The organism is Streptomyces sp. NPDC058525, assembly GCF_042719495.1.
Lineage (GTDB): Bacteria > Actinomycetota > Actinomycetes > Streptomycetales > Streptomycetaceae > Streptomyces.
Genome location: NZ_JBHXNP010000104.1, coordinates 16,489 through 34,693, shown reverse-complemented (window position 1 = coordinate 34,693; position 18,205 = coordinate 16,489). Strand labels below are relative to the sequence as shown.

Annotated in this window: 17 protein-coding genes; 10 read left to right on the top strand and 7 right to left on the bottom strand. The window is 70.6% G+C overall.

Features of this window, described 5'->3' with window-relative positions; genetic code table 11:
* Positions 1-123: 123 nt before the first annotated feature.
* Positions 124-1,317, bottom strand: a complete 1,194-nt coding sequence (locus ACFWP3_RS34405) for an RtcB family protein (RefSeq protein WP_384229032.1) — start codon at positions 1,315-1,317, stop codon at positions 124-126.
* A gap of 192 nt (positions 1,318-1,509) precedes the next feature.
* Here ACFWP3_RS34405 and ACFWP3_RS34400 point away from each other — a divergent pair, with 192 nt between their 5' ends.
* The 3 genes from ACFWP3_RS34400 to ACFWP3_RS34390 all read left to right on the top strand — a co-directional run bounded on the left by ACFWP3_RS34400 (position 1,510) and on the right by ACFWP3_RS34390 (position 4,777).
* Positions 1,510-2,373, top strand: a complete 864-nt coding sequence (locus ACFWP3_RS34400; RefSeq protein ID WP_384229029.1) for a DUF3558 domain-containing protein — start codon at positions 1,510-1,512, stop codon at positions 2,371-2,373.
* A gap of 136 nt (positions 2,374-2,509) precedes the next feature.
* Positions 2,510-3,271 carry a DUF3558 family protein gene (locus ACFWP3_RS34395; protein WP_384229027.1) on the top strand — a complete coding sequence of 254 codons (762 nt, stop codon included), beginning with the start codon at positions 2,510-2,512 and terminating at the stop codon, positions 3,269-3,271.
* Positions 3,272-3,376: 105 nt separating this feature from the next.
* Positions 3,377-4,777: a DUF2637 domain-containing protein gene (locus ACFWP3_RS34390; RefSeq protein WP_384229025.1), complete on the top strand. Its 1,401-nt coding sequence runs from the start codon at positions 3,377-3,379 to the stop codon at positions 4,775-4,777.
* A 122-nt stretch (positions 4,778-4,899) separates the two neighbouring features.
* Here ACFWP3_RS34390 and lysS read toward each other — a convergent pair whose 3' ends face one another.
* Positions 4,900-6,639 (bottom strand): lysine--tRNA ligase, encoded by a 1,740-nt coding sequence (lysS, locus tag ACFWP3_RS34385; RefSeq protein ID WP_384229022.1) that lies wholly within the window; start codon positions 6,637-6,639, stop codon positions 4,900-4,902.
* A gap of 193 nt (positions 6,640-6,832) precedes the next feature.
* Between lysS and argS the strand changes: the two genes are divergently transcribed.
* From argS to ACFWP3_RS34370, 3 genes are all read left to right on the top strand, one after another.
* Positions 6,833-8,629, top strand: coding sequence for an arginine--tRNA ligase (gene argS / locus ACFWP3_RS34380; RefSeq protein ID WP_384229020.1), 1,797 nt, complete (start codon positions 6,833-6,835; stop codon positions 8,627-8,629).
* Between the two features lie 137 nt (positions 8,630-8,766).
* Positions 8,767-10,209 carry a hypothetical protein gene (locus ACFWP3_RS34375; RefSeq protein ID WP_384229018.1) on the top strand — a complete coding sequence of 481 codons (1,443 nt, stop codon included), beginning with the start codon at positions 8,767-8,769 and terminating at the stop codon, positions 10,207-10,209.
* A gap of 108 nt (positions 10,210-10,317) precedes the next feature.
* Positions 10,318-11,115, top strand: coding sequence for a VOC family protein (locus ACFWP3_RS34370; protein ID WP_384229036.1), 798 nt, complete (start codon positions 10,318-10,320; stop codon positions 11,113-11,115).
* Positions 11,116-11,127: 12 nt separating this feature from the next.
* Here ACFWP3_RS34370 and ACFWP3_RS34365 read toward each other — a convergent pair whose 3' ends face one another.
* The gene (locus ACFWP3_RS34365) at positions 11,128-11,517 is read right to left on the bottom strand and encodes an ATP-binding protein (protein WP_384229015.1); all 390 of its coding nucleotides are present in this window, start codon (positions 11,515-11,517) and stop codon (positions 11,128-11,130) included.
* A gap of 152 nt (positions 11,518-11,669) precedes the next feature.
* Between ACFWP3_RS34365 and ACFWP3_RS34360 the strand changes: the two genes are divergently transcribed.
* A complete protein-coding gene (locus tag ACFWP3_RS34360) occupies positions 11,670-12,455 on the top strand; it encodes a Scr1 family TA system antitoxin-like transcriptional regulator (RefSeq protein ID WP_384229014.1) in 786 nt (261 codons plus the stop codon).
* Positions 12,452-12,640, top strand: coding sequence for a DUF397 domain-containing protein (locus tag ACFWP3_RS34355; protein WP_384229011.1), 189 nt, complete (start codon positions 12,452-12,454; stop codon positions 12,638-12,640). The genes ACFWP3_RS34360 and ACFWP3_RS34355 overlap by 4 nt, the downstream gene beginning before the upstream one ends.
* Here ACFWP3_RS34355 and ACFWP3_RS34350 read toward each other — a convergent pair.
* Positions 12,627-13,388 (bottom strand): TetR/AcrR family transcriptional regulator, encoded by a 762-nt coding sequence (locus ACFWP3_RS34350; protein ID WP_384229008.1) that lies wholly within the window; start codon positions 13,386-13,388, stop codon positions 12,627-12,629. The two genes, ACFWP3_RS34355 and ACFWP3_RS34350, sit on opposite strands and share 14 nt — an antisense overlap.
* 99 nt (positions 13,389-13,487) lie before the next feature.
* On the opposite strand from ACFWP3_RS34350, the gene ACFWP3_RS34345 reads away from it, so the two are divergent.
* Together ACFWP3_RS34345 and ACFWP3_RS34340 are read left to right on the top strand one after the other, a co-directional pair.
* Positions 13,488-14,414 carry an ATP-binding cassette domain-containing protein gene (locus ACFWP3_RS34345; protein ID WP_384229006.1) on the top strand — a complete coding sequence of 309 codons (927 nt, stop codon included), beginning with the start codon at positions 13,488-13,490 and terminating at the stop codon, positions 14,412-14,414.
* Positions 14,411-15,166 (top strand): ABC transporter permease, encoded by a 756-nt coding sequence (locus ACFWP3_RS34340; protein ID WP_384229004.1) that lies wholly within the window; start codon positions 14,411-14,413, stop codon positions 15,164-15,166. The genes ACFWP3_RS34345 and ACFWP3_RS34340 overlap by 4 nt, the downstream gene beginning before the upstream one ends.
* A gap of 52 nt (positions 15,167-15,218) precedes the next feature.
* Here ACFWP3_RS34340 and ACFWP3_RS34335 read toward each other — a convergent pair whose 3' ends face one another.
* The 3 genes from ACFWP3_RS34335 to proP all read right to left on the bottom strand — a co-directional run bounded on the left by ACFWP3_RS34335 (position 15,219) and on the right by proP (position 18,171).
* Positions 15,219-15,491 carry a DUF1876 domain-containing protein gene (locus ACFWP3_RS34335; RefSeq protein WP_362309228.1) on the bottom strand — a complete coding sequence of 91 codons (273 nt, stop codon included), beginning with the start codon at positions 15,489-15,491 and terminating at the stop codon, positions 15,219-15,221.
* Positions 15,492-15,572: 81 nt separating this feature from the next.
* A complete protein-coding gene (gene hemB, locus ACFWP3_RS34330) occupies positions 15,573-16,574 on the bottom strand; it encodes a porphobilinogen synthase (RefSeq protein WP_384229002.1) in 1,002 nt (333 codons plus the stop codon).
* A 100-nt stretch (positions 16,575-16,674) separates the two neighbouring features.
* Positions 16,675-18,171, bottom strand: coding sequence for a glycine betaine/L-proline transporter ProP (gene proP / locus ACFWP3_RS34325; RefSeq protein WP_384228999.1), 1,497 nt, complete (start codon positions 18,169-18,171; stop codon positions 16,675-16,677).
* Positions 18,172-18,205: the final 34 nt, after the last annotated feature.

The window sequence follows — 18,205 nt, the reverse complement described above, 5'->3', positions numbered from 1 at the left end:
TGCGCCTGGGCTTGGTCGTGGCTGGTCGAGCCTGGGTCGGTGCGGCTCAAGAACCGGGGGGGGGGGGGCGGGCCCCGCCCGCCCCCCCCCGCCCTCCACTCCCCCGAAATCCGCGCCCGGGCGTCAGCCCTTGACGCAGATGACCTGCTTGATCTTGGCCACGACCTGCACCAGATCGGTCTGCTGGTCGATGACCTGCTCGATCGACTTGTACGCGCCCGGGATCTCGTCCACGACACCCGAGTCCTTGCGGCACTCGACGCCCTTGGTCTGCTCCGCCAGGTCCCGCGCCGAGAACTTCTTCTTCGCCGCCGTCCGGCTCATCTTCCGGCCCGCGCCGTGCGAGGCCGAGTTGAAGGACTTCTCGTTGCCGAGGCCCTTCACGATGTACGAGCCCGTGCCCATGGAGCCCGGGATGATCCCGTAGTCACCGCTGCCGGCGCGGATCGCGCCCTTGCGGGTGACCAGCAGGTCCATGCCGTCGTACCGCTCCTCCGCCACGTAGTTGTGGTGGCAGCTGATCTCCCGGTCGAAGGAGACCTTCGCCTTCCGGAACTCCTTGCGGATGACCTCCTTGAACAGGCTCATCATGGCCGCGCGGTTGTACTTCGCGTACTCCTGAGCCCAGAAGAGGTCGTTGCGGTACGCCGCCATCTCGGGGGTCGCCGCCAGGAACACCGCCAGGTCGCGGTCGACCAGGCCCTGGTTGTGGTCCAGGCCGCGGGCCACGTTGATGTGGAAGTCCGCCAGCTCGTTGCCGATGTTCCGGGAGCCGGAGTGCAGCATCAGCCAGACCGAACCCGACTCGTCCAGACAGAATTCGATGAAGTGGTTGCCGCCCCCGAGCGTTCCGATCTGCTTCGTGGCACGTTCCCGACGGAACTTGACCGCATCCGTGATGTAGTCGAAGCGCTTCCAGAGGTCCTCGTACCCGTCGGCCGAGAAGCCGTACAGCCGCGACGGGTCCACGGCCTCCTTGTGCAGCCCCGTGCCCACCGGAATCGCCTGCTCGATCCGCGACCTCAGCTTCGACAGATCCCCCGGCAGGTCGTTCGCCGTCAGGGAGGTCTTCACCGCCGACATGCCGCAGCCGATGTCCACCCCCACCGCCGCCGGGCAGACCGCGTCCTTCATCGCGATCACCGATCCGACCGTGGCGCCCTTGCCGTAGTGGACGTCCGGCATGACGGCCAGGCCCTTGATCCACGGGAGGGTGGCCACGTTGCGCAGCTGCTGCATCGCGTGGTCCTCGACCGACGCCGGGTCCGTCCACATCCGGATCGGGACTTTCGCCCCAGGTACCTCTACATACGACATATGGAATCAATCCCCCGAAAACCACGGAAAAGTCAGAAAGCGCAAAAAGCCTCGCTCTTGATCCCAAATACGACAGGGGACCGGCGCCGGCACCAGCGTGTGCGATAGACATTGTGTCCATCCGCGCCCGAGCCGCGGCAACGCATTTTCCTGACCGTCGGGGGGCCCGCCGGTCGAAGGGAGCCATTGGACGTGCAGCGCAAGGCGGTACGGCGAGCCCTGCCGGGCATCGCGATGCTCACCGCACTCGTGGCCGGCGCGGCCGGCCTGACCGGGTGCACCGGCGGGAGCGGCACCGGCAGCACCAGCGACTCGAAGGCCGGCGGCAGCCAGGCCGCGCCCGCCCAACCCGGGAAGTACCGCATCCTGCCCGCCCCCTGCAAGGCAGCGGACAGCAAGCGCCTCAAGGCCATGCTCCCGGCCGCGGAATCGCTCACCCCCGAGCAGCGCGACCAGCTCTACGCCGGCACCGCGGACGCCTCGTACGACGGCGACCGGCGCGTCGGCTGCCGCTGGAGCGCGCAGACGCCCGAGGAGACCCGGCTGCTGTCGGTCGACTTCGAGCGCGTGGTCTCCTACGACCGGGCAACCACCAGCGACGACGACAAGGCGCACCAGGTGTACGTGCGCCAGCTGACCGACGCCAAGCTGCCCTTCCCCGGCCCGGTCACGAGCCCCTCCTCGGCGCCCGCGGGCACCCCGACGCCCTCCGCCCCGGCCCCGCCGCAGCCCGGCGGCGCCGGTGCGGGGTCGCCCTCGCCGTCCGGCAGCCCGTCGGGCAGTCCGTCCGGCAGTCCGTCCGCCCCCGTCGAGCTCGGCTCACGCGTGCTGGAGGGCCTCGGGACGGAGGCGTTCGTCGAGGACAAGCTGACTCCCGCCGGGGCGGCCGCGGCGCAGTCGCGCACCGTGCGCATTGTGTTCCGTACCTCGAATGTCATCGTCACGCTGGAGTACAGCGTGCAGCCCGCACTGCCCGGTACCGTCCCGTCCAGCGCCGAAACCCAGGACAGGACACGGCAGTTGGCGCAGGCTCTGGTCGAGCGCCTGGGCGAGTGAGCGGGCTGCGCCGCGGCCCGGGGTGACGGCGCGCACAGCACGCCGCCACCCGATCGGGCTACCGTTGCCCGGGTCCCGCGTCCGGTTCCGTTCGGCCCCGTGTCCGAAGAAGACCCACCAACGCACTGAAGGAAACATGCACCGATCAGCCTCGCGCCTCACCCGCGTTCTCGCCTGCGCAGCCGTCCCGGTGATACTCACCGTCGCCGGGTGCTCGTCCGATTCGGGCAAGGGCTCGGGCTCGGACGGCGGCAAGAAGTCCGAATCCTCCGCGTCCGGCCAGCCGAGCGCGAAGCCGTCCGCGACCCTGGAGAAGGCGGCGTACGCCACGCTCCCGGACCCCTGCAAGGCCGTCCAGACCGGGACGATCGACACGCTCGTCCCGGAGGCGAAGGACAAGAACGGTACGGCGACCAAGTCGAACGACCTGGCGAGCCGGGCCAGCTGCTCCTGGAACGGTCTGGACGAGGACGGTCTGAAGGGCTCGCAGTACCGCTGGCTGTCGATCTCCTTCTTCCGCTACGACTCGCAGGCCTCCCTCGGCAGCGCGAACAAGCGTGCGGAGGAGCAGTACAACAAGCAGGTCGAGGCGTCGAAGGCGTCCGAGGGCGCGCAGAACGTGAAGGCCGAGGCCGCGGGCGGGGTCGGCGACCAGGCCACTTCGATCGTCTACAGCTCGAAGAAGGACGTGGACTTCTTCAACACGACGATCGTGGCCCGCACGCAGAACGTCGTCGTGACGCTCGACTACAACGGTGCCGCGTACGAGGGTGCCGGCGCGCCGGACCAGGCGAAGCTGCTCCAGGACGCCATCGCGGCGGCCAAGGAGTCCGTGGCCTCGGTCGACGCCGCCAACAAGCAGCCGGAGCAGGCGCAGTCCCCGCAGCCCGCGCAGTAGGAGCGGGCCCGCCTGAGGCGTTGACACCGGGTCACCCGTACGCTGTGCCTGCCGCAGCCGGGTAAAGGCTCGGTAAGTGTGCTCGACAAGGGGAGGGGATCGCGGGTGGCCGCGATGCAGCTGACTCGTACGCACCGGATACTCATCGGCGTCGTGGTCGCCGGAGCCGTCGTCATCGCGGGCATCGGCTTCGCTGGCTCGTACTCCGCGGTGCGCGCCCTCGCCCTGCAGAAAGGCTTCGGCAGCTTCTCCCTGGTCTTCCCGATCGGCATCGACGCGGGCATCTGCGTCCTGCTCGCGCTGGACCTGCTGCTGACCTGGATCCGCATCCCCTTCCCCCTGCTGCGCCAGACGGCGTGGCTGCTGACCGCGGCGACGATCGCCTTCAACGGCGCGGCGGCCTGGCCGGACCCGCTGGGTGTCGGCATGCACGCCGTGATCCCGATCCTGTTCGTGGTGACGGTCGAGGCCGCCCGGCACGCCGTGGGCCGGATCGCGGACATCACCGCGGACCGGCACATGGAGGGCGTGCGCCTGACCCGGTGGCTGCTGTCGCCGGTGCCGACCTTCAAGCTGTGGCGCCGGATGAAGCTGTGGGAGCTGCGCTCCTACGAGCAGGCGGTCGGCATGGAGCAGGACCGGCTGATCTACCAGGCCCGGCTGCAGGCGCGGTACGGGCGGTCCTGGCGGCGCAAGGCTCCGGTGGAGGCGCTGATGCCGCTGAAGCTGGCCCGGATCGGTGTGCCGCTGGCGCAGACGGCCCCGGAGGGGCTGGCGGCGGCGGGCATCGACCCGGTGCTGCTGCCGCCGACGGCTGCCGTGCCGGCCGCGGCTCCCGCTCTGGAGGCGGCGGCCGTGGCGGCCGTCGGGCCCGGTCCGGAGGCCGCGGAGGCGGCCCGGGCGCAGGCACAGCAGGCCCAGGCGCAGGCCCAGGCGCAGGCGCAGGGCGAGGCGCAGGCCCAGGCTCAGGTACCGGCCGTGGCGGCCTCGCAGGCGCCGCCGGCGTTCGCGGTGGACCCGACGGCCATGCCCGCGGCCCACGCCAGTGCCTGGTTCGCGGCGCCGCTGGCTCCGCAGGCGGCGTACGAGGGCGGTTACAACCCGCAGTACGTCGAGGGCCTGGAGCCGACCCCGGTCATGCGCCCGGCGGGCCCGGAGGCTCCCCAACCGCAGCAGCAGCCCCAGCAGCAGGAGCCGCAGCAGCAGGACCACGAGCAGGTTCAGGAGCAGCAGAACCGGCAGCCGCAGGTTCCGGCTCCCCGTCGCGAGGACGCCGCGGAGGCCGCTGACGGGCCGGACGAGGCGGAGTTCGGCGAGGTCGCGTACAAGGTGTTCCGTGCGCTGGTCGACGAGCAGAACGACTTCCCGACGGCCGAGGCGCTCGACATACACCTGTCGGACGGTTACGGCGTGACCCACCCGCGCAGCGGTTCGCTGCTGCGCCGCATGATCCCGGCGTTCAAGCAGCGCTACCAAAAGGACCTGGAGAACGAGCACATCGCCTGAGCCTGGCTCGGCCCGGCCCGGCCCTGCCCTGCCCTGACCCCGAGCGGGACACGGCCGGCAGGCAAGCGGAAGGGCCCGCACCCCGAGGGGTGCGGGCCCTCCGCATGCGGTGCGGGGCCGGCTCAGACGGCGAGCAGCTTGCGCACCCGGTCGGCGCCGACGGCCAGCAGCAGCGTGGGCAGGCGCGGTCCGGTCTCGCGGGTCACGAGCAGCCGGTAGAGCAGCGCGAAGAACGTCCGCTGGGCGACCTTGAGCTCCGGCGTCGGCTTGGCGTCGGGCTCGAGCCCGGCCATCACCTTGGGCACGCCGTAGACCAGCGTGGTGAGCCCGTCCAGGGACCAGTGCGAGTCGAGTCCGTCGAGCAGCAGGCGCAGCGACTCGCGGCCCTCGTCGTCCAGGGACGACAGCAGCTCCGCGTCGGGCTCCTCGCGTACGAGGGTCCGCTGGTCGGCCGGGACCTGGGTGGTGATCCAGTTCTCGGCGCGGTCCAGGCGCGGCCGTACCTCGTCGAGGGAGGTGAGCGGCTGCGACGGGTCGAGGTCCGTCAGGATGCGCAGGGTCTGCTCGTCGTGGCCGGCGGTGATGTCGACGACGGACGCGAGGGTGCGGTAGGGCAGCGGCCGCGGGGTGCGCGGCAGCTCGGCGGCGGCGGTGCGCACGGCGCGGGTGTGGGCGGCCGCGTCGGCGGGCAGCACGGAGCCGTCCGCGACCTTGGCCTCCAGCTTGTCCCACTCGTCGTAGAGCCGCTGGATCTCCTGGTCGAAGGCGATCTTGAAGGACTGGTTCGGGCGGCGGCGCGCGTACAGCCAGCGCAGCAGCTGCGGCTCCATGATCTTCAGCGCGTCGGCCGGGGTCGGGACCCCGCCCTTGCTGGAGGACATCTTGGCCATGCCGCTGATGCCGACGAACGCGTACATCGGTCCGATCGGCTGCTCGCCGCCGAAGATGTGCACGATCTGGCCGCCGACCTGGAAGGACGAGCCGGGCGAGGAGTGGTCGACGCCGGAGGGCTCGAAGACGACGCCCTCGAAGGCCCAGCGCATGGGCCAGTCGACCTTCCAGACCAGCTTGCCGCGGTTGAACTCGCTGAGCTTGACCGTCTCGGTGAACTCGTCCTCGGTGCAGACATAGGTCATCTCGGTCGTCTCGTCGTCGTACGAGGTGACCTTGGTGAAGTCCTTGCCGCACTGGGCGCAGTAGGGCTTGTACGGGTAGTACCCGCCCTCGCCGGTGCTGCCGTCGTCCTCGGCGGCCGCGCCGGAGCCCTCGGCGGCCTCGAGCTCGGCCTCGTCGACCTGCTTCTGCTGGGGCTTCTTGCCGCCCGGCTTCTGCTTGGTGCGGTACTGGTCGAGGACGGCGTCGATGTCACCGCGGTGCTTCATCGCGTGCAGCACCTGCTCGCGGTAGACGCCGGAGGTGTACTGCTCGGTCTGGCTGATGGGGTCGTACTCGACGCCCAGCTCGGCCAGGGCCTCGACCATGGCGGCCTTGAAGTGCTCGGCCCAGTTCGGGTACGCGGAGCCCTCGGGGGCGGGCACAGCGGTCAGCGGGCGGCCGATGTGCTGGGCGTGCGATTCCTCGGTGACGCCGGGGATGCCCTTGGGGACCTTGCGGTAGCGGTCGTAGTCGTCCCACGAGATGAGGTGGCGGACCTCGTGGCCCCGGCGACGGATCTCGTCCGCGACCAGGTGGGGGGTCATGACCTCGCGGAGGTTGCCCAGGTGGATCGGGCCGGAGGGGGAGAGTCCGGACGCGACGACGACAGCCGGGGTTTTCTCGCCGGGTGCTCGGCGCTCCGCCTCGGCGATGACCTCGTCCGCGAAACGGGAGACCCAGTCGGTCTCGGTGCTGCTCTGCGCCACGACACGTCCTTCTATCTCGAATGCTGGCTTCAGCCATTCTCCCAGACGTCCGCGGCCGCTCCGCGGTTGTTTCTCCCGCCGCTTTCTCCCGAGGTTTTCTCCCGCGAAACGGATGGCCCTCACGTGGGATACTCGGCACTTGTCGGAACAACCAAGTGCACCCACCGGCACAACCTCACAGGAACGGCAGCTCATGGCCTCGGTCCCTTCCCTCGCTTCTTCCGTCAATCAGCGCGTCGCGGACGCCCTCGCGGCGGCGATGCTGAAGGCAGGCTCCGACAGCGCGGACCCTTCCCCTCGCCCTTCGGGCTGGGGAGACCCCATGCTGCGACGAAGCGACCGGGCCGACTTCCAGGCCAACGGCATCCTGGCGCTCGCGAAGAAGGCGAAGGCCAACCCGCGCGAGCTGGCGACGACCGTGGTCGAGGGCATCGCGACCGGTGACCTGATCCAGGAGATCGAGGTCTCGGGCCCGGGCTTCCTCAACATCACCATCACCGACAAGGCGATCATCGAGACCCTCGCGGCGCGGGCGCTGGACGACCGGCTGGGCGTGCCGCTCGCGGCGAAGCCGGGCACCACGGTGATCGACTACGCGCAGCCGAACGTCGCCAAGGAGATGCACGTCGGCCACCTGCGGTCCGCGGTGATCGGCGCGGCGATGGTGGAGATCCTGGAGTTCACGGGCGAGAAGGTGGTCCGCCGCCACCACATCGGCGACTGGGGCACCCAGTTCGGCATGCTCATCCAGTACCTGCTGGAGCACCCGCACGAGCTGGACCACAAGTCGGACGAGGAGGTGTCCGGCGAGGAGGCCATGTCCAACCTGAACCGGCTCTACAAGGCCTCGCGCGCCCTCTTCGACTCCGACGAGGAGTTCAAGACGCGGGCCCGGGCCCGGGTGGTGGACCTCCAGGCCGGCGATCCGGAGACCCTGGCGCTGTGGCAGCGGTTCGTGGACGAGTCGAAGATCTACTTCTACTCCGTCTTCAACAAGCTGGACATGGACATCCAGGACCCGGACGTGGTCGGCGAGTCCGGCTACAACGACATGCTGGTCGAGACGTGCAAGCTGCTGGAGGAGTCGGGCGTCGCCGTCCGCTCGAACGGCGCGCTGTGCGTGTTCTTCGACGACGTCAAGGGCCCGGACGGCAACCCGACCCCGCTGATCGTGCAGAAGTCGGACGGCGGCTTCGGCTACGCGGCCACCGACCTCTCGGCGATCCGCAACCGCGTCGCCGACCTGTCGGCGACCACTCTGATCTACGTGGTGGACGCGCGGCAGTCCCTGCACTTCAAGATGGTCTTCGAGACGGCGCGCCGGGCGGGCTGGCTGAACGACGAGGTCAAGGCCGTCCAGCTGGCCTTCGGCACGGTCCTCGGCAAGGACGGCAAGCCGTTCAAGACCCGCGAGGGCGAGACGGTGCGGCTGGTGGATCTGCTGGACGAAGCCATCGACCGCGCGGCGGCCGTCGTACGGGAGAAGGCGCAGGACCTGTCCGAGGCCGAGATCGGCGAGCGGGCGGTGCAGGTCGGAATCGGCGCGGTGAAGTACGCGGACCTCTCGACCTCGGCCGCGCGCGACTACAAGTTCGACCTGGACCAGATGGTCTCGCTGACGGGCGACACGTCCGTGTACCTCCAGTACGCGTACGCCCGCATCCAGTCCATCCTGCGCAAGGCCGGTGAAGCGAAGCCCGCCGCCCACCCGGAGCTGGCCCTCGCCCCGGCCGAGCGTGCGCTGGGCCTGCACCTGGACCACTTCGGCGAGCTCATCGCGGAGGCGTCGGCGGAGTACGCGCCGCACAAGCTGGCGGCGTACCTCTACCAGCTGGCCTCGTTCTACACGACCTTCTACTCGGAGTGCCCGGTCCTGAAGGCGGACACCCCGGAGCAGGTCGAGAACCGTCTGTTCCTCTGCGACCTGACGGCCCGCACGCTGACGAAGGGCATGTCGCTCCTCGGGATCCGGACGCCCGAGAAGCTCTGATATCAGGACATACGCGAACGACCCCGGCAGCTTCTGCCGGGGTCGTTCACGTTTCGTGATGTTCAAGCCATCAACTTTCACGCCACCCCCACTAATCTGATCACGTTCAAAAGATCTGTATGGGGGGAACCGAACAAATGAAGAAGATCAAGCGCATCGCCGCCGTGGCCGCGGTGGCCGTGGCAGGACCGACCATCCTGACCGCCACGCCCGCCCTGGCCGCCGAGCAGCCCGCCGTGACCGTCCCGGACGTGGCACCCAAGGACGACACGCCCGCCGACGCCGGCACGCCGACCACGCCGGTCGTGGAGACGCCCGTCACGGAGAAGCCCGCCCCGGTCGTGGAGACGCCCGCGACGCCCGCCCCGGCCCCGGCTCCCGCCGAGCAGCCCGCGAAGGACGCCAAGTCCACCGAGGACAAGCAGGACGCCGACGAAGACGGGATCCTGATGGGTCCCGAGGTCACCGTGGCGGGCATCCCGAAGGACGGCTTCAAGGCCGACGGCAGCTGGACCCCGCTGGAGGTGACGGTCGACAACTCCGGCCACCTCGCCGTGCCGAACTACACGCCCTCCCTGACCGTGTTCGAGGAGGACGACAAGTTCAAGTCCTCCCAGGTCAAGGTCGAGTGGCGCGTCGGCGGCGAGGCCTGGCAGTCCGCCGAGCCCATCCAGGGCGTGGAGCTCGGCCCGGGCCTCCAGTACGACCTGGGGACCACCCCGAACCTCCCCACGGACAAGGTCTACACGGTCGACGTGCGGATCAGCTTCGCGGCGGACACCCCGGTACTGCCCTTCCAGCTGTACTCCGACGGCAAGAGCCGCAGCGGGGCGGACACCAACCACTCCCCCGCCACCTGGTACAACACCAAGATCAGCGGTGCGACCGGCGGGCAGGAGGACCCGTTCGTCGAGGGTCCCAAGCTGACCGTCAACGGAGTGCCGCAGACCGTCACGGCGGGCGGCGACTGGAGCAACCTGTCGATCCGTGTCGACAACTCCGGCAAGGACGCCCTGGAGGGCTTCAACGTCGGGCTGGGCCTGTCCCGCCCCGACTGGGTCTCGATGAAGGGCTCCCAGCTCAAGGTCGAGGTCCTCAGCAAGGACAAGGACGGCAACGCCGGCTGGCACGACGCCGAGATCCGCGACGAGGAAGAGGGCGTCTTCTTCGGGGCCGACCTGGCCGGCGGCCCCGTCGCGGCGGGCCAGAGCTTCGACATCCAGGTCCGCGTCCGTCTCGCGGCCGACACGCCGGTCGGCGACCTCACCCTCACCGCGTGGGGCTCGTCCCAGGTCGGCCCGGACACCCCCACGCCGTGGGCGATGTCGCGCTCGCAGGGCCGCCTGACGAAGATCGTCGCCGCCGAGCCGAGCACCGGCGACAACGGCAACCAGCCGAACCCGAACGGCGGCGCCAAGCCGATCGTCGACACCACCACCGGCGCCACCACCGGCGGCGAACTCGCCGCCACCGGCGCCGACGCGGCCACCAGCTGGGCCCTCGGCGGTGCGGGCATGGCCCTGGCCCTGGGCGCCGCCCTGGTCGCGGGCACCGGCCGCCGCCGCCGCACCACCGTCTGACGCGGGGACCGGGCCGTTCACCCGAACGGCCCGGTTCGGTGCGTCCGGCCCGGGTAGGGGACGGCCCGTCCATCCCCCGCCCACCCTCCGGAGGCCCCCGTGCCCGACATGAACGGCCCCTACAAGCCCGGCACCCCCTGCTGGATCGACCTGATGGTGCCCGACCAGCAGGCCGCCCTCGACTTCTACTGCGGCCTGTTCGGCTGGCAGGGCGAGATCGGCCCGTCCGAGCAGGGCGGGTACACCGTGTGCACGCTCAAGGGCAAGCCGGTCGCCGGGATCATGAAGGCGATGTACCCGGACGGCAGCATCCCCGACCCGCTGCCGCCGACCGTGTGGACCACGTACCTGTCCACCGACAGCCTCGACGCCACCGTCAAATCCCTCACCGACGCGCGCGGCCAGGTCCTGATGGGCCCGATGGACGTCATGGACCTCGGCCGGATGGCCGTGGCCTCCGACCCGACCGGCGCCGTCATCGGCCTGTGGGAGCCGGGGACCTTCGACGGCGCGGGCATCGTCAACGAGCACGGCGCGCTGATCTGGAGCGAGCTCAGCACCGGCGACACGGACGCCGCCGCCGCGTTCTACTCCGCGATCCTGCCGGTCACCACGGCCCCGACCGAGATGGAAGGCGGGTCGGACTACACGGAGTTCAAGGTCGCCGGCCGCGCCGTGGCCGGGATGATGAGCCTCGACAACCTGCCGCCCGGCACGCCCCCGAACTGGCTGCCGTACTTCCACGCGGACAGCGTGGACTCCATCCAGTCGGCCGCCGCCGAGGCCGGCGCCACCGTGCTCAAGCCGGCCTTCGACATGGTCGCGGGCCGGATGGCCGTCCTGGCTGATCCGCAGGGCGCGGTGTTCGCGGTGATCACGGCGAAGGCCCCGGAGCAGCCCGCCTGATCCCTGCCGGGGTCAGCGGAACTCGCACCACACCACCTTGCCCGGCGCCCGGGACAGCACGCCCCAGGCGTCGGCGAGGGCCGCCACGATCGTCAGCCCCCGTCCGGCCGGCCGCCGCTCCGCCATCCGCGAGAGCCCGGGCCCGCTGTCGTGCACCTCGACCCGGACGGTCGCGTCCTCGAAGACGAGCAGCCGCACCCGGTACCCCCGACCGGGCGGGACCCCGTGCCGCAGGGCGTTGGTCGCCAGCTCGCTCACACAGAGCAACATGTCGTCCTTGCGGGATGTCACACCCCACACGTCAAGTGTCTCGGCGGTGAACTGCCTGGCCGCGCCGACGGTTTGGCGCGTGCGGAGGTAGAAGCGGTCCCGCATCAGGGCGGGTTGAGTATTCACGTTCACGAGTCGATCGTCGCGTTACGTGACTAGCCTGTGGCTGTGCGCCGACCCGTACTCAGTGATGAGTACGGGTCGGCACCGGGTAGTTCAGGAGCAGGGGTGGGGAGTTCACCGTCATGCCACCGAGGAAACGCGCACGGCCCAATGCGACGACCATGAAGATGGTCGGACGGCAAGTGGCCACCGCCCGCATCGCCAAGAACATGACCCAGAAGAAGCTCGGCGAGCTGATCCGGCTGGACGAGGAGACGATCGCCTCCATCGAGCAAGGCCGCCGCGCGCTGATGCCGAACGTCGCGGAACTGATGGATCAGCACCTCGGCCTGCCGGGCCTGCTGGCTGTCGCCGCGCACGAGATGCCCGAGATCGACGTCACGCCGCCGTGGGCCGAGGAGTACATGGACCGCGAGAAGGCCGCGATCGCCCTGTCCTGGTTCGACAACCAGGTCGTACCCGGCCTGCTCCAGACGGAGAACTACGCCCGCGCGGTGTTCGCCTGCCGCGTCCCGGCCCATCCGGAGGACGAGATCGAGGCGCTGGTCGTCAAACGTCTGGCCCGCCAGCGGATACTGCGCCGCAGCACTCCGCCGACGCTGAGCTTCGTCGTCTGGGAGGCCGTGCTCCGGGACCGGATCGGCGGCGACGAGGTATACGCGGAGCAGCTGCGCCACCTGCGCGACTGCTCCTACCTGCCGGACGTGAGCCTCCAGGTGATGCCACTCGGACGCACCTCCCATGCAGGCCTCAACGGCCCGTTCACCCTCCTGGAAACACCGGCTCACCAGCACCTTGGCTACACCGAAACCCAACGCGGCAGTCGGCTCATCACCGACCCCGACGAGGTCAGCATCCTGGCACGCAAGTATGCGATGCTGCGGACTCAGGCCCTCAACACCGAGCAGACGCGGGGTCTGTTGGACCGCCTGCTAGGAGAGACATGACTGCCACGACCGCACTGAAGTGGTTCAAGTCCAGCTACAGCGGTGACGAAGGCGGCCAGTGCCTGGAAGTCGCCGCCGGTCCCACCACCATCCACGTCCGGGACTCGAAGGTCCAGGGCGGCCCCGTCCTGGACCTCGCCCCGGCGAGCTGGGACGGGCTCGTCGGTTGGGTCAGCGGGAGCTGATCAGGTCCGCCAGGCCGTCCAGCACGCGGCCCAAGCCGAACGCGAACTGGAAATCCGGCTCGCCGGACCCGGTAAACGCGTCGGAGTCCAGCAGCCGCGTCACGGCCGGATGGCTGTCCGGGCCGGTCATCAGACGGAGCGTGCGCAGGTACTGGGACATCGCCACGTCCGGTGAACCCCCGGACTTCCGCATGGCGTCCATCATGTCCGCGGCCATGACGGCCTCGTTCCGGACGAGTCCGCCGATCAGGATGATGGTCGAGATCTTCTCGCCCTCGTCCAGCCCGGTGTCGGCCAGCGCCGCGAGGCCCCGTTCCATCCAGGCGAGCTGGTTCGGGCTGACCGGGGCTCCGGTGATCGGGATGCGCAGGATCCACGTGTTGGCCATCAGCACGGCCCGCTGCGCGTACGCCCACTCCGAGAGCAGCTCCCGCCAGTCCGCGCCCTCCCCGGCCAAGGGGTCCGGCGGCAGCCCGACACCCGCGTCCGACATCAGGATGTAGAGCTCTTCCTTCGCCGTCACGTACCGGTAGAGGGACATCGTCGAGACGCCCAGCTCCTTGGCGACCCGGCCCATGGAGACGGCGTCGATGCCCTCCTGCGCAGCGAGCGCGACGGCCGCGTCCACGATGCGCGTGAGGGTGAGCGTGGGGCGCGGGCCCTTGCCGGGGCGTTCGCGCAGGCCCCAGGCCATTTCGAGGCTCGCCGGAAGCCCGGTCCCGGTGTCGCCCGCCGGTTCCTTCGCCATCGCCGCTCCTCCCTGGTGGGTCGTTGACGCACATCCTAGTTCTGTGTATTACTTACACAGAAGCGCGTACGACATACGCAGAAGGGAGCGTGGTCCCGGATGACCACGAACGACCTCGGTATCCACGCCACCGGCCTGACCAAGTCCTACGGCGGCCTCCGCGTCCTGGACGGCATCGACCTGGCCGTCCCGCGCGGCAGCGTCCTGGCCCTGCTCGGCCCCAACGGCGCCGGCAAGACCACCGCCGTCCGGCTGCTGGCCACCCTCACCGCCCCCGACTCCGGGACCGCCCGGGTCGCCGGGTACGACGTCACCGCCGAACGCTCCCGGGTGCGCGAACGCATCAGCCTCACCGGGCAGTTCGCCGCCGTGGACGACCTCCAGACCGGCGCCGAGATGCTCCGCATGATGGGCCGCCTGGCCGGGCTGTCCGCCCGCGAGTCCCGTGTCCGCGCCGGCGAGCTGCTGGACCGGTTCGGGCTCGCCGAGGCCGCCGGGCGCACGGCGAAGACGTACTCGGGCGGTATGCGGCGGCGGCTCGACCTGGCCGCCGGGCTCGTCTCACGGCCCGAGGTGATCTTCCTGGACGAGCCGACCACCGGGCTCGACCCGCGCAGCCGCCAGGACCTGTGGGAGCTCGTACGGGAGCTGCGCGCCGACGGCGCGACCGTGCTGCTCACCACCCAGTACCTGGAGGAGGCCGACCGGCTCGCCGACCGCGTCGCCGTACTGGCCGAGGGGCGCATCGCCGCCGAGGGCACGCCCGCCGCGCTCAAGTCGCGGGTCGCGGGCCACCGCCTCGACCTGACGCTGACCACCCGCGACGCCTACGAGGCGCTCGCCGGGCGGGCCGTCCACCTCGCCCCGGAAGAGCTCACCCTCGGCCTGCCCACCGACGGCAGCGCCGCCCACGTCCGGGCGCTGCTCGACGAACTCGACCCGGACCGCACCGCGGTGGACCGCTTCACGGTCCGCAGCGCCACCCTCGACGACGTGTTCCTCACCCTGACGGGAGCCGCCCGATGACCGCCGTACCCGTGAGCGCCCTCGCCCTGGCCGGCCGCAGCCTGCGCATCAGCCGCCGCCAGCCGGACGCACTGGTCACCGCGCTGATGCTGCCGGTCATGCTGATGCTGATCTTCGTCTACTTCTTCGGCGGGGCCATCGACACCGGGACCCGGTACGTCACGTACGTGGTCCCGGGAGCCATGCTGCTCTGCGCGGGCTTCGGAGCCGCGAGCACCGCCGTCAGCGTCGCCGACGACATGCGGAACGGCGTCATCGACCGCTTCCGCTCCCGGGACGTCGGCGGCATCCCGATCCTGGCCGGACACGTGAGCGCCTCGGTGCTGCGCAACATCGTCTCGACGACCCTGGTGCTGGCCGTGGCCCTCGCCATCGGGTTCCGCCCGCAGGCCTCCGCGCCCGCCTTCCTGGCCGCGGCCGCGCTCCTGGTCGCGTACATCACGGCGATCTCCTGGCTGGCGGCCTCGCTCGGCCTGCTCGCCAACTCCCCTGAGGCGGCGGGCGGTTTCACCTTCCTGATGATGTTCCTGCCCTACCCGTCCAGTGCCTTCGTCCCCATCGACACCATGCCCGGCTGGCTCCACGGCTTCGCCGAGCACCAGCCGCTGACCCCGGTGATCGAATCCCTGCGCACCCTGCTCCTGGACCAGCCCGCGGGCAACGCCCCCTGGACGGCCCTGACCTGGTGCGCGGCGATCACGGCGGGGTCCGTGGCCCTGGCGGCCGCCCTCTTCAACCGACGGACCCGCTGACGGGCTCCGCAGAGCACCGCCGGCGGGTCCGCCGGAACACCGCCCTACCCGCTCAGCGGTTGAGCGGGTAGGAATGCCGGCCCGTCGCCTCGTCGATCTCGGCGTGGGCCTTCTGCAACATCTGCGACGCGAGATCCATGAGCGCGCGAGCACCCGCGATCTCTTCCCCGACCCTCAGCTGCTCCGGGTCGGAGGGGTGGCGCATGGCATAGCCGTGCGCCCTGATCTCGGAGCCGTCCCCGAGCCTGACCAGGGCCGCCGCACTGGTGCGGTGGCCCTCCTCGGTGAATCCAAGCTCCACATGCCACCCGACGAGCGTGGCCATGGTGCATCACCTCCAGGGGGTCACCCTTCCCTCCAGGGTGCGCCTACGCGATGCGCCGCGCGAGCCGGGGCGCCACACCCCTCAACGGGCGTCGCGCAGCCAGCCGGCGACCTCCGTCGCCCAGTACGTCAGGATCGTGTCCGCGCCCGCCCGCTTGATGCCCAGCAGGGTCTCCAGGACGGCCCGGTCGCGCTCGATCCAGCCCTTCTCCGCCGCCGCCTCGATCATCGCGAACTCGCCGCTGATCTGGTACGCCGCCACCGGGACGTCCACCGACTGCGCGACCCGGTACAGGATGTCCAGGTAGGGCCCGGCCGGCTTGACCATCACCATGTCGGCGCCCTCCTCCAGGTCCAGCGCCAGCTCCCGCAGGGACTCCCGCGCGTTCGCCGGGTCCTGCTGGTAGGTCTTGCGGTCGCCCTGGAGGGAGGACGCGACGGCCTCGCGGAAGGGGCCGTAGAAGGCGGAGGAGTACTTCGCCGTGTACGCCAGGATCGAGACGTCCTCGTGGCCGGTCTCGTCCAGCGCGTCGCGGATGACCCCGACCTGACCGTCCATCATCCCGCTCGGGCCCACCACGTGGACGCCCGCGTCGGCCTGGACCTGCGCCATCTCGGCGTACCGCTCCAGCGTCGCGTCGTTGTCCACGCGGCCGTGCTCGTCGAGGACCCCGCAGTGCCCGTGGTCCGTGTACTCGTCCAGGCACAGGTCGGACATGATGACGAGGTCGTCACCCACCTCCGCCTTCACGTCGCGGATCGCGAGCTGCAGGATCCCGTCCGGCTCGGTGCCCGCCGTGCCCAGCGCGTCCTTGTTCTCGTCCGCCGGGACACCGAACAGCATGATGCCCGCGACCCCGGCCGAGACCGCCTCCGCCGCGGCCTTGCGCAGTGTGTCCCGCGTGTGCTGGACCACGCCCGGCATCGCCGAGATCGCCAGGGGCTCGCTGATGCCCTCGCGCACGAACGCCGGGAGGATCAGGTCCGAGGGGTGCAGCCGGTTCTCCGCGACCATCCGCCGCATCGCCGGGGTGGTGCGCAGCCGCCGGGGCCGCGAGCCGGGGAAGGATCCGTACGTGCTCATCTTGTCGTCGCCTCTTCGAGCATCGAGAACAGTCCCGACAAGCCTAGAGCCCTGCCCGGTCCGAACCGCGGAGCGGGCCGGGCGCAGCGGCGCAGCGGGCTCAGAACCTCGGCTCCGGGGACTGCGCCGCACACAGCTCCGCCGCCTCCTCGTGCGACTCGACCGCCGGCGGCGACCCGTCGAGCGGCATACGGGCGGTCTCCTTCATGCACGCCACCGCGACGAGGCCGACCAAGGCCGCGCCCATCGCGTAGTAGGCGGGCATCAGGTTCGAGCCGCTCCAGCCGATCAGGGCCGTGATCACCAGCGGGGTCGTCCCGCCGAAGATCGACGCCGACAGGTTGTAGCCCACGGACAGCGAGCCGTAGCGGACCTGGGTCGGGAACAGGGCCGGCAGCGCGGCCGACATCGTGCCCAGCATGCAGAGCAGCGAGAGCCCCAGCAGCAGCATGCCCGCGGTGATCGCCGGGATGCCGCCCTGACGGATCAGCAGGAACGACGGCAGGGACAGTACGAGGAACCCGGCCATACCCGCCATCAGCACGGGCTTGCGCCCGAACCGGTCGGAGAGCGCGCCGACCCGGCTGATGAGGAGCATCAGGAAGACCATCACCGCGATCAGGATGAGCAGGCCGTGGGTCTCGCTGTAGCCGAGCTCGTCGGAGAGGTAGGTCGGCATGTACGACAGCAGCATGTAGTCGGTGATGTTGTACGCGCCGACCAGGCAGACGCACAGGATCAGCGTCGGCCACTGCTCGCGGAAGATCCGCGCCAGGTCGCCCTTGCCGGACGTCTCCACGCCGTCGGCGGCCTCCGTCGCACGGGCCGCCCCGCCGTCCAACTTCCGGAAGGCCGGCGTCTCGTCCAGCCGCAGCCGCAGGTACAGGCCCACCAGGCCGAGCGGACCCGCGACGAGGAAGGGGACGCGCCAGCCCCAGGACTCCATCTGGGCGTCGTCGAGCACCGCGTACAGCGCGGTCACCAGCCCGGCCGCACCCACGTAGCCGGCCAGGGTGCCGAATTCGAGGAAGCTCCCGAAGAACCCCCGGCGCCGGTCGGGCGCGTACTCGGCGATGAAGGTGGAGGCGCCCCCGTACTCACCGCCGGTCGAGAAGCCCTGGAGCATCCGGAAGAGGATCAGCAGGGCCGGGGCCCACAGGCCGATCACCTCGTGCGAGGGGATCAGGCCGATGGCGAAGGTGCCCACCGCCATCAGGATCATCGTGAGGGCCAGCACCTTCTTGCGGCCCAGCCGGTCCCCCAGCGGCCCGAAGAACATCCCGCCGAGCGGCCGCACCAGGAAGGCCACGGCGAACGTCGCGAACGAGGACAGCAGCTGGGTGGTGTCGTCGCCCGACGGGAAGAACACGTGCCCGAGGGTGACGGCCAGGTAGGAGTAGATGCCGAAGTCGAACCACTCCATGGCGTTGCCCAGCGAGGCCGCCTTCACGGCGCGCTTGACCGCTCGGTCGTCCGTGACGGTGATGTCCGTCCGGCGCAGCCGCGGGTTGCGGCGTTGTCTGATCGCGCGGAAGAGCCCGGGGTGGCGCTTGACCGCTTCCGGATCGGCCGTCTGCGGGGGTCGGGGAGCCGCCATGGACGGTCCTTTCCTCGGAGGTGTTCCAGCCCTC

What these genes read in the sequence shown, in the direction of transcription:
- ACFWP3_RS34405 (WP_384229032.1), bottom strand. Translation starts at nt 1,317, where the DNA reads ATGTCGTATGTAGAGGTACCTGGGGCGAAAGTCCCGATCCGGATGTGG.
- ACFWP3_RS34395 (WP_384229027.1), top strand. Translation starts at nt 2,510, where the DNA reads ATGCACCGATCAGCCTCGCGCCTCACCCGCGTTCTCGCCTGCGCAGCC.
- argS (WP_384229020.1), top strand. Translation starts at nt 6,833, where the DNA reads ATGGCCTCGGTCCCTTCCCTCGCTTCTTCCGTCAATCAGCGCGTCGCG.
- ACFWP3_RS34375 (WP_384229018.1), top strand. Translation starts at nt 8,767, where the DNA reads ATGAAGAAGATCAAGCGCATCGCCGCCGTGGCCGCGGTGGCCGTGGCA.
- ACFWP3_RS34370 (WP_384229036.1), top strand. Translation starts at nt 10,318, where the DNA reads ATGAACGGCCCCTACAAGCCCGGCACCCCCTGCTGGATCGACCTGATG.
- ACFWP3_RS34360 (WP_384229014.1), top strand. Translation starts at nt 11,670, where the DNA reads ATGAAGATGGTCGGACGGCAAGTGGCCACCGCCCGCATCGCCAAGAAC.
- ACFWP3_RS34355 (WP_384229011.1), top strand. Translation starts at nt 12,452, where the DNA reads ATGACTGCCACGACCGCACTGAAGTGGTTCAAGTCCAGCTACAGCGGT.
- ACFWP3_RS34350 (WP_384229008.1), bottom strand. Translation starts at nt 13,388, where the DNA reads ATGGCGAAGGAACCGGCGGGCGACACCGGGACCGGGCTTCCGGCGAGC.
- ACFWP3_RS34345 (WP_384229006.1), top strand. Translation starts at nt 13,488, where the DNA reads ATGACCACGAACGACCTCGGTATCCACGCCACCGGCCTGACCAAGTCC.
- ACFWP3_RS34340 (WP_384229004.1), top strand. Translation starts at nt 14,411, where the DNA reads ATGACCGCCGTACCCGTGAGCGCCCTCGCCCTGGCCGGCCGCAGCCTG.
- ACFWP3_RS34335 (WP_362309228.1), bottom strand. Translation starts at nt 15,491, where the DNA reads ATGGCCACGCTCGTCGGGTGGCATGTGGAGCTTGGATTCACCGAGGAG.
- hemB (WP_384229002.1), bottom strand. Translation starts at nt 16,574, where the DNA reads ATGAGCACGTACGGATCCTTCCCCGGCTCGCGGCCCCGGCGGCTGCGC.
- proP (WP_384228999.1), bottom strand. Translation starts at nt 18,171, where the DNA reads ATGGCGGCTCCCCGACCCCCGCAGACGGCCGATCCGGAAGCGGTCAAG.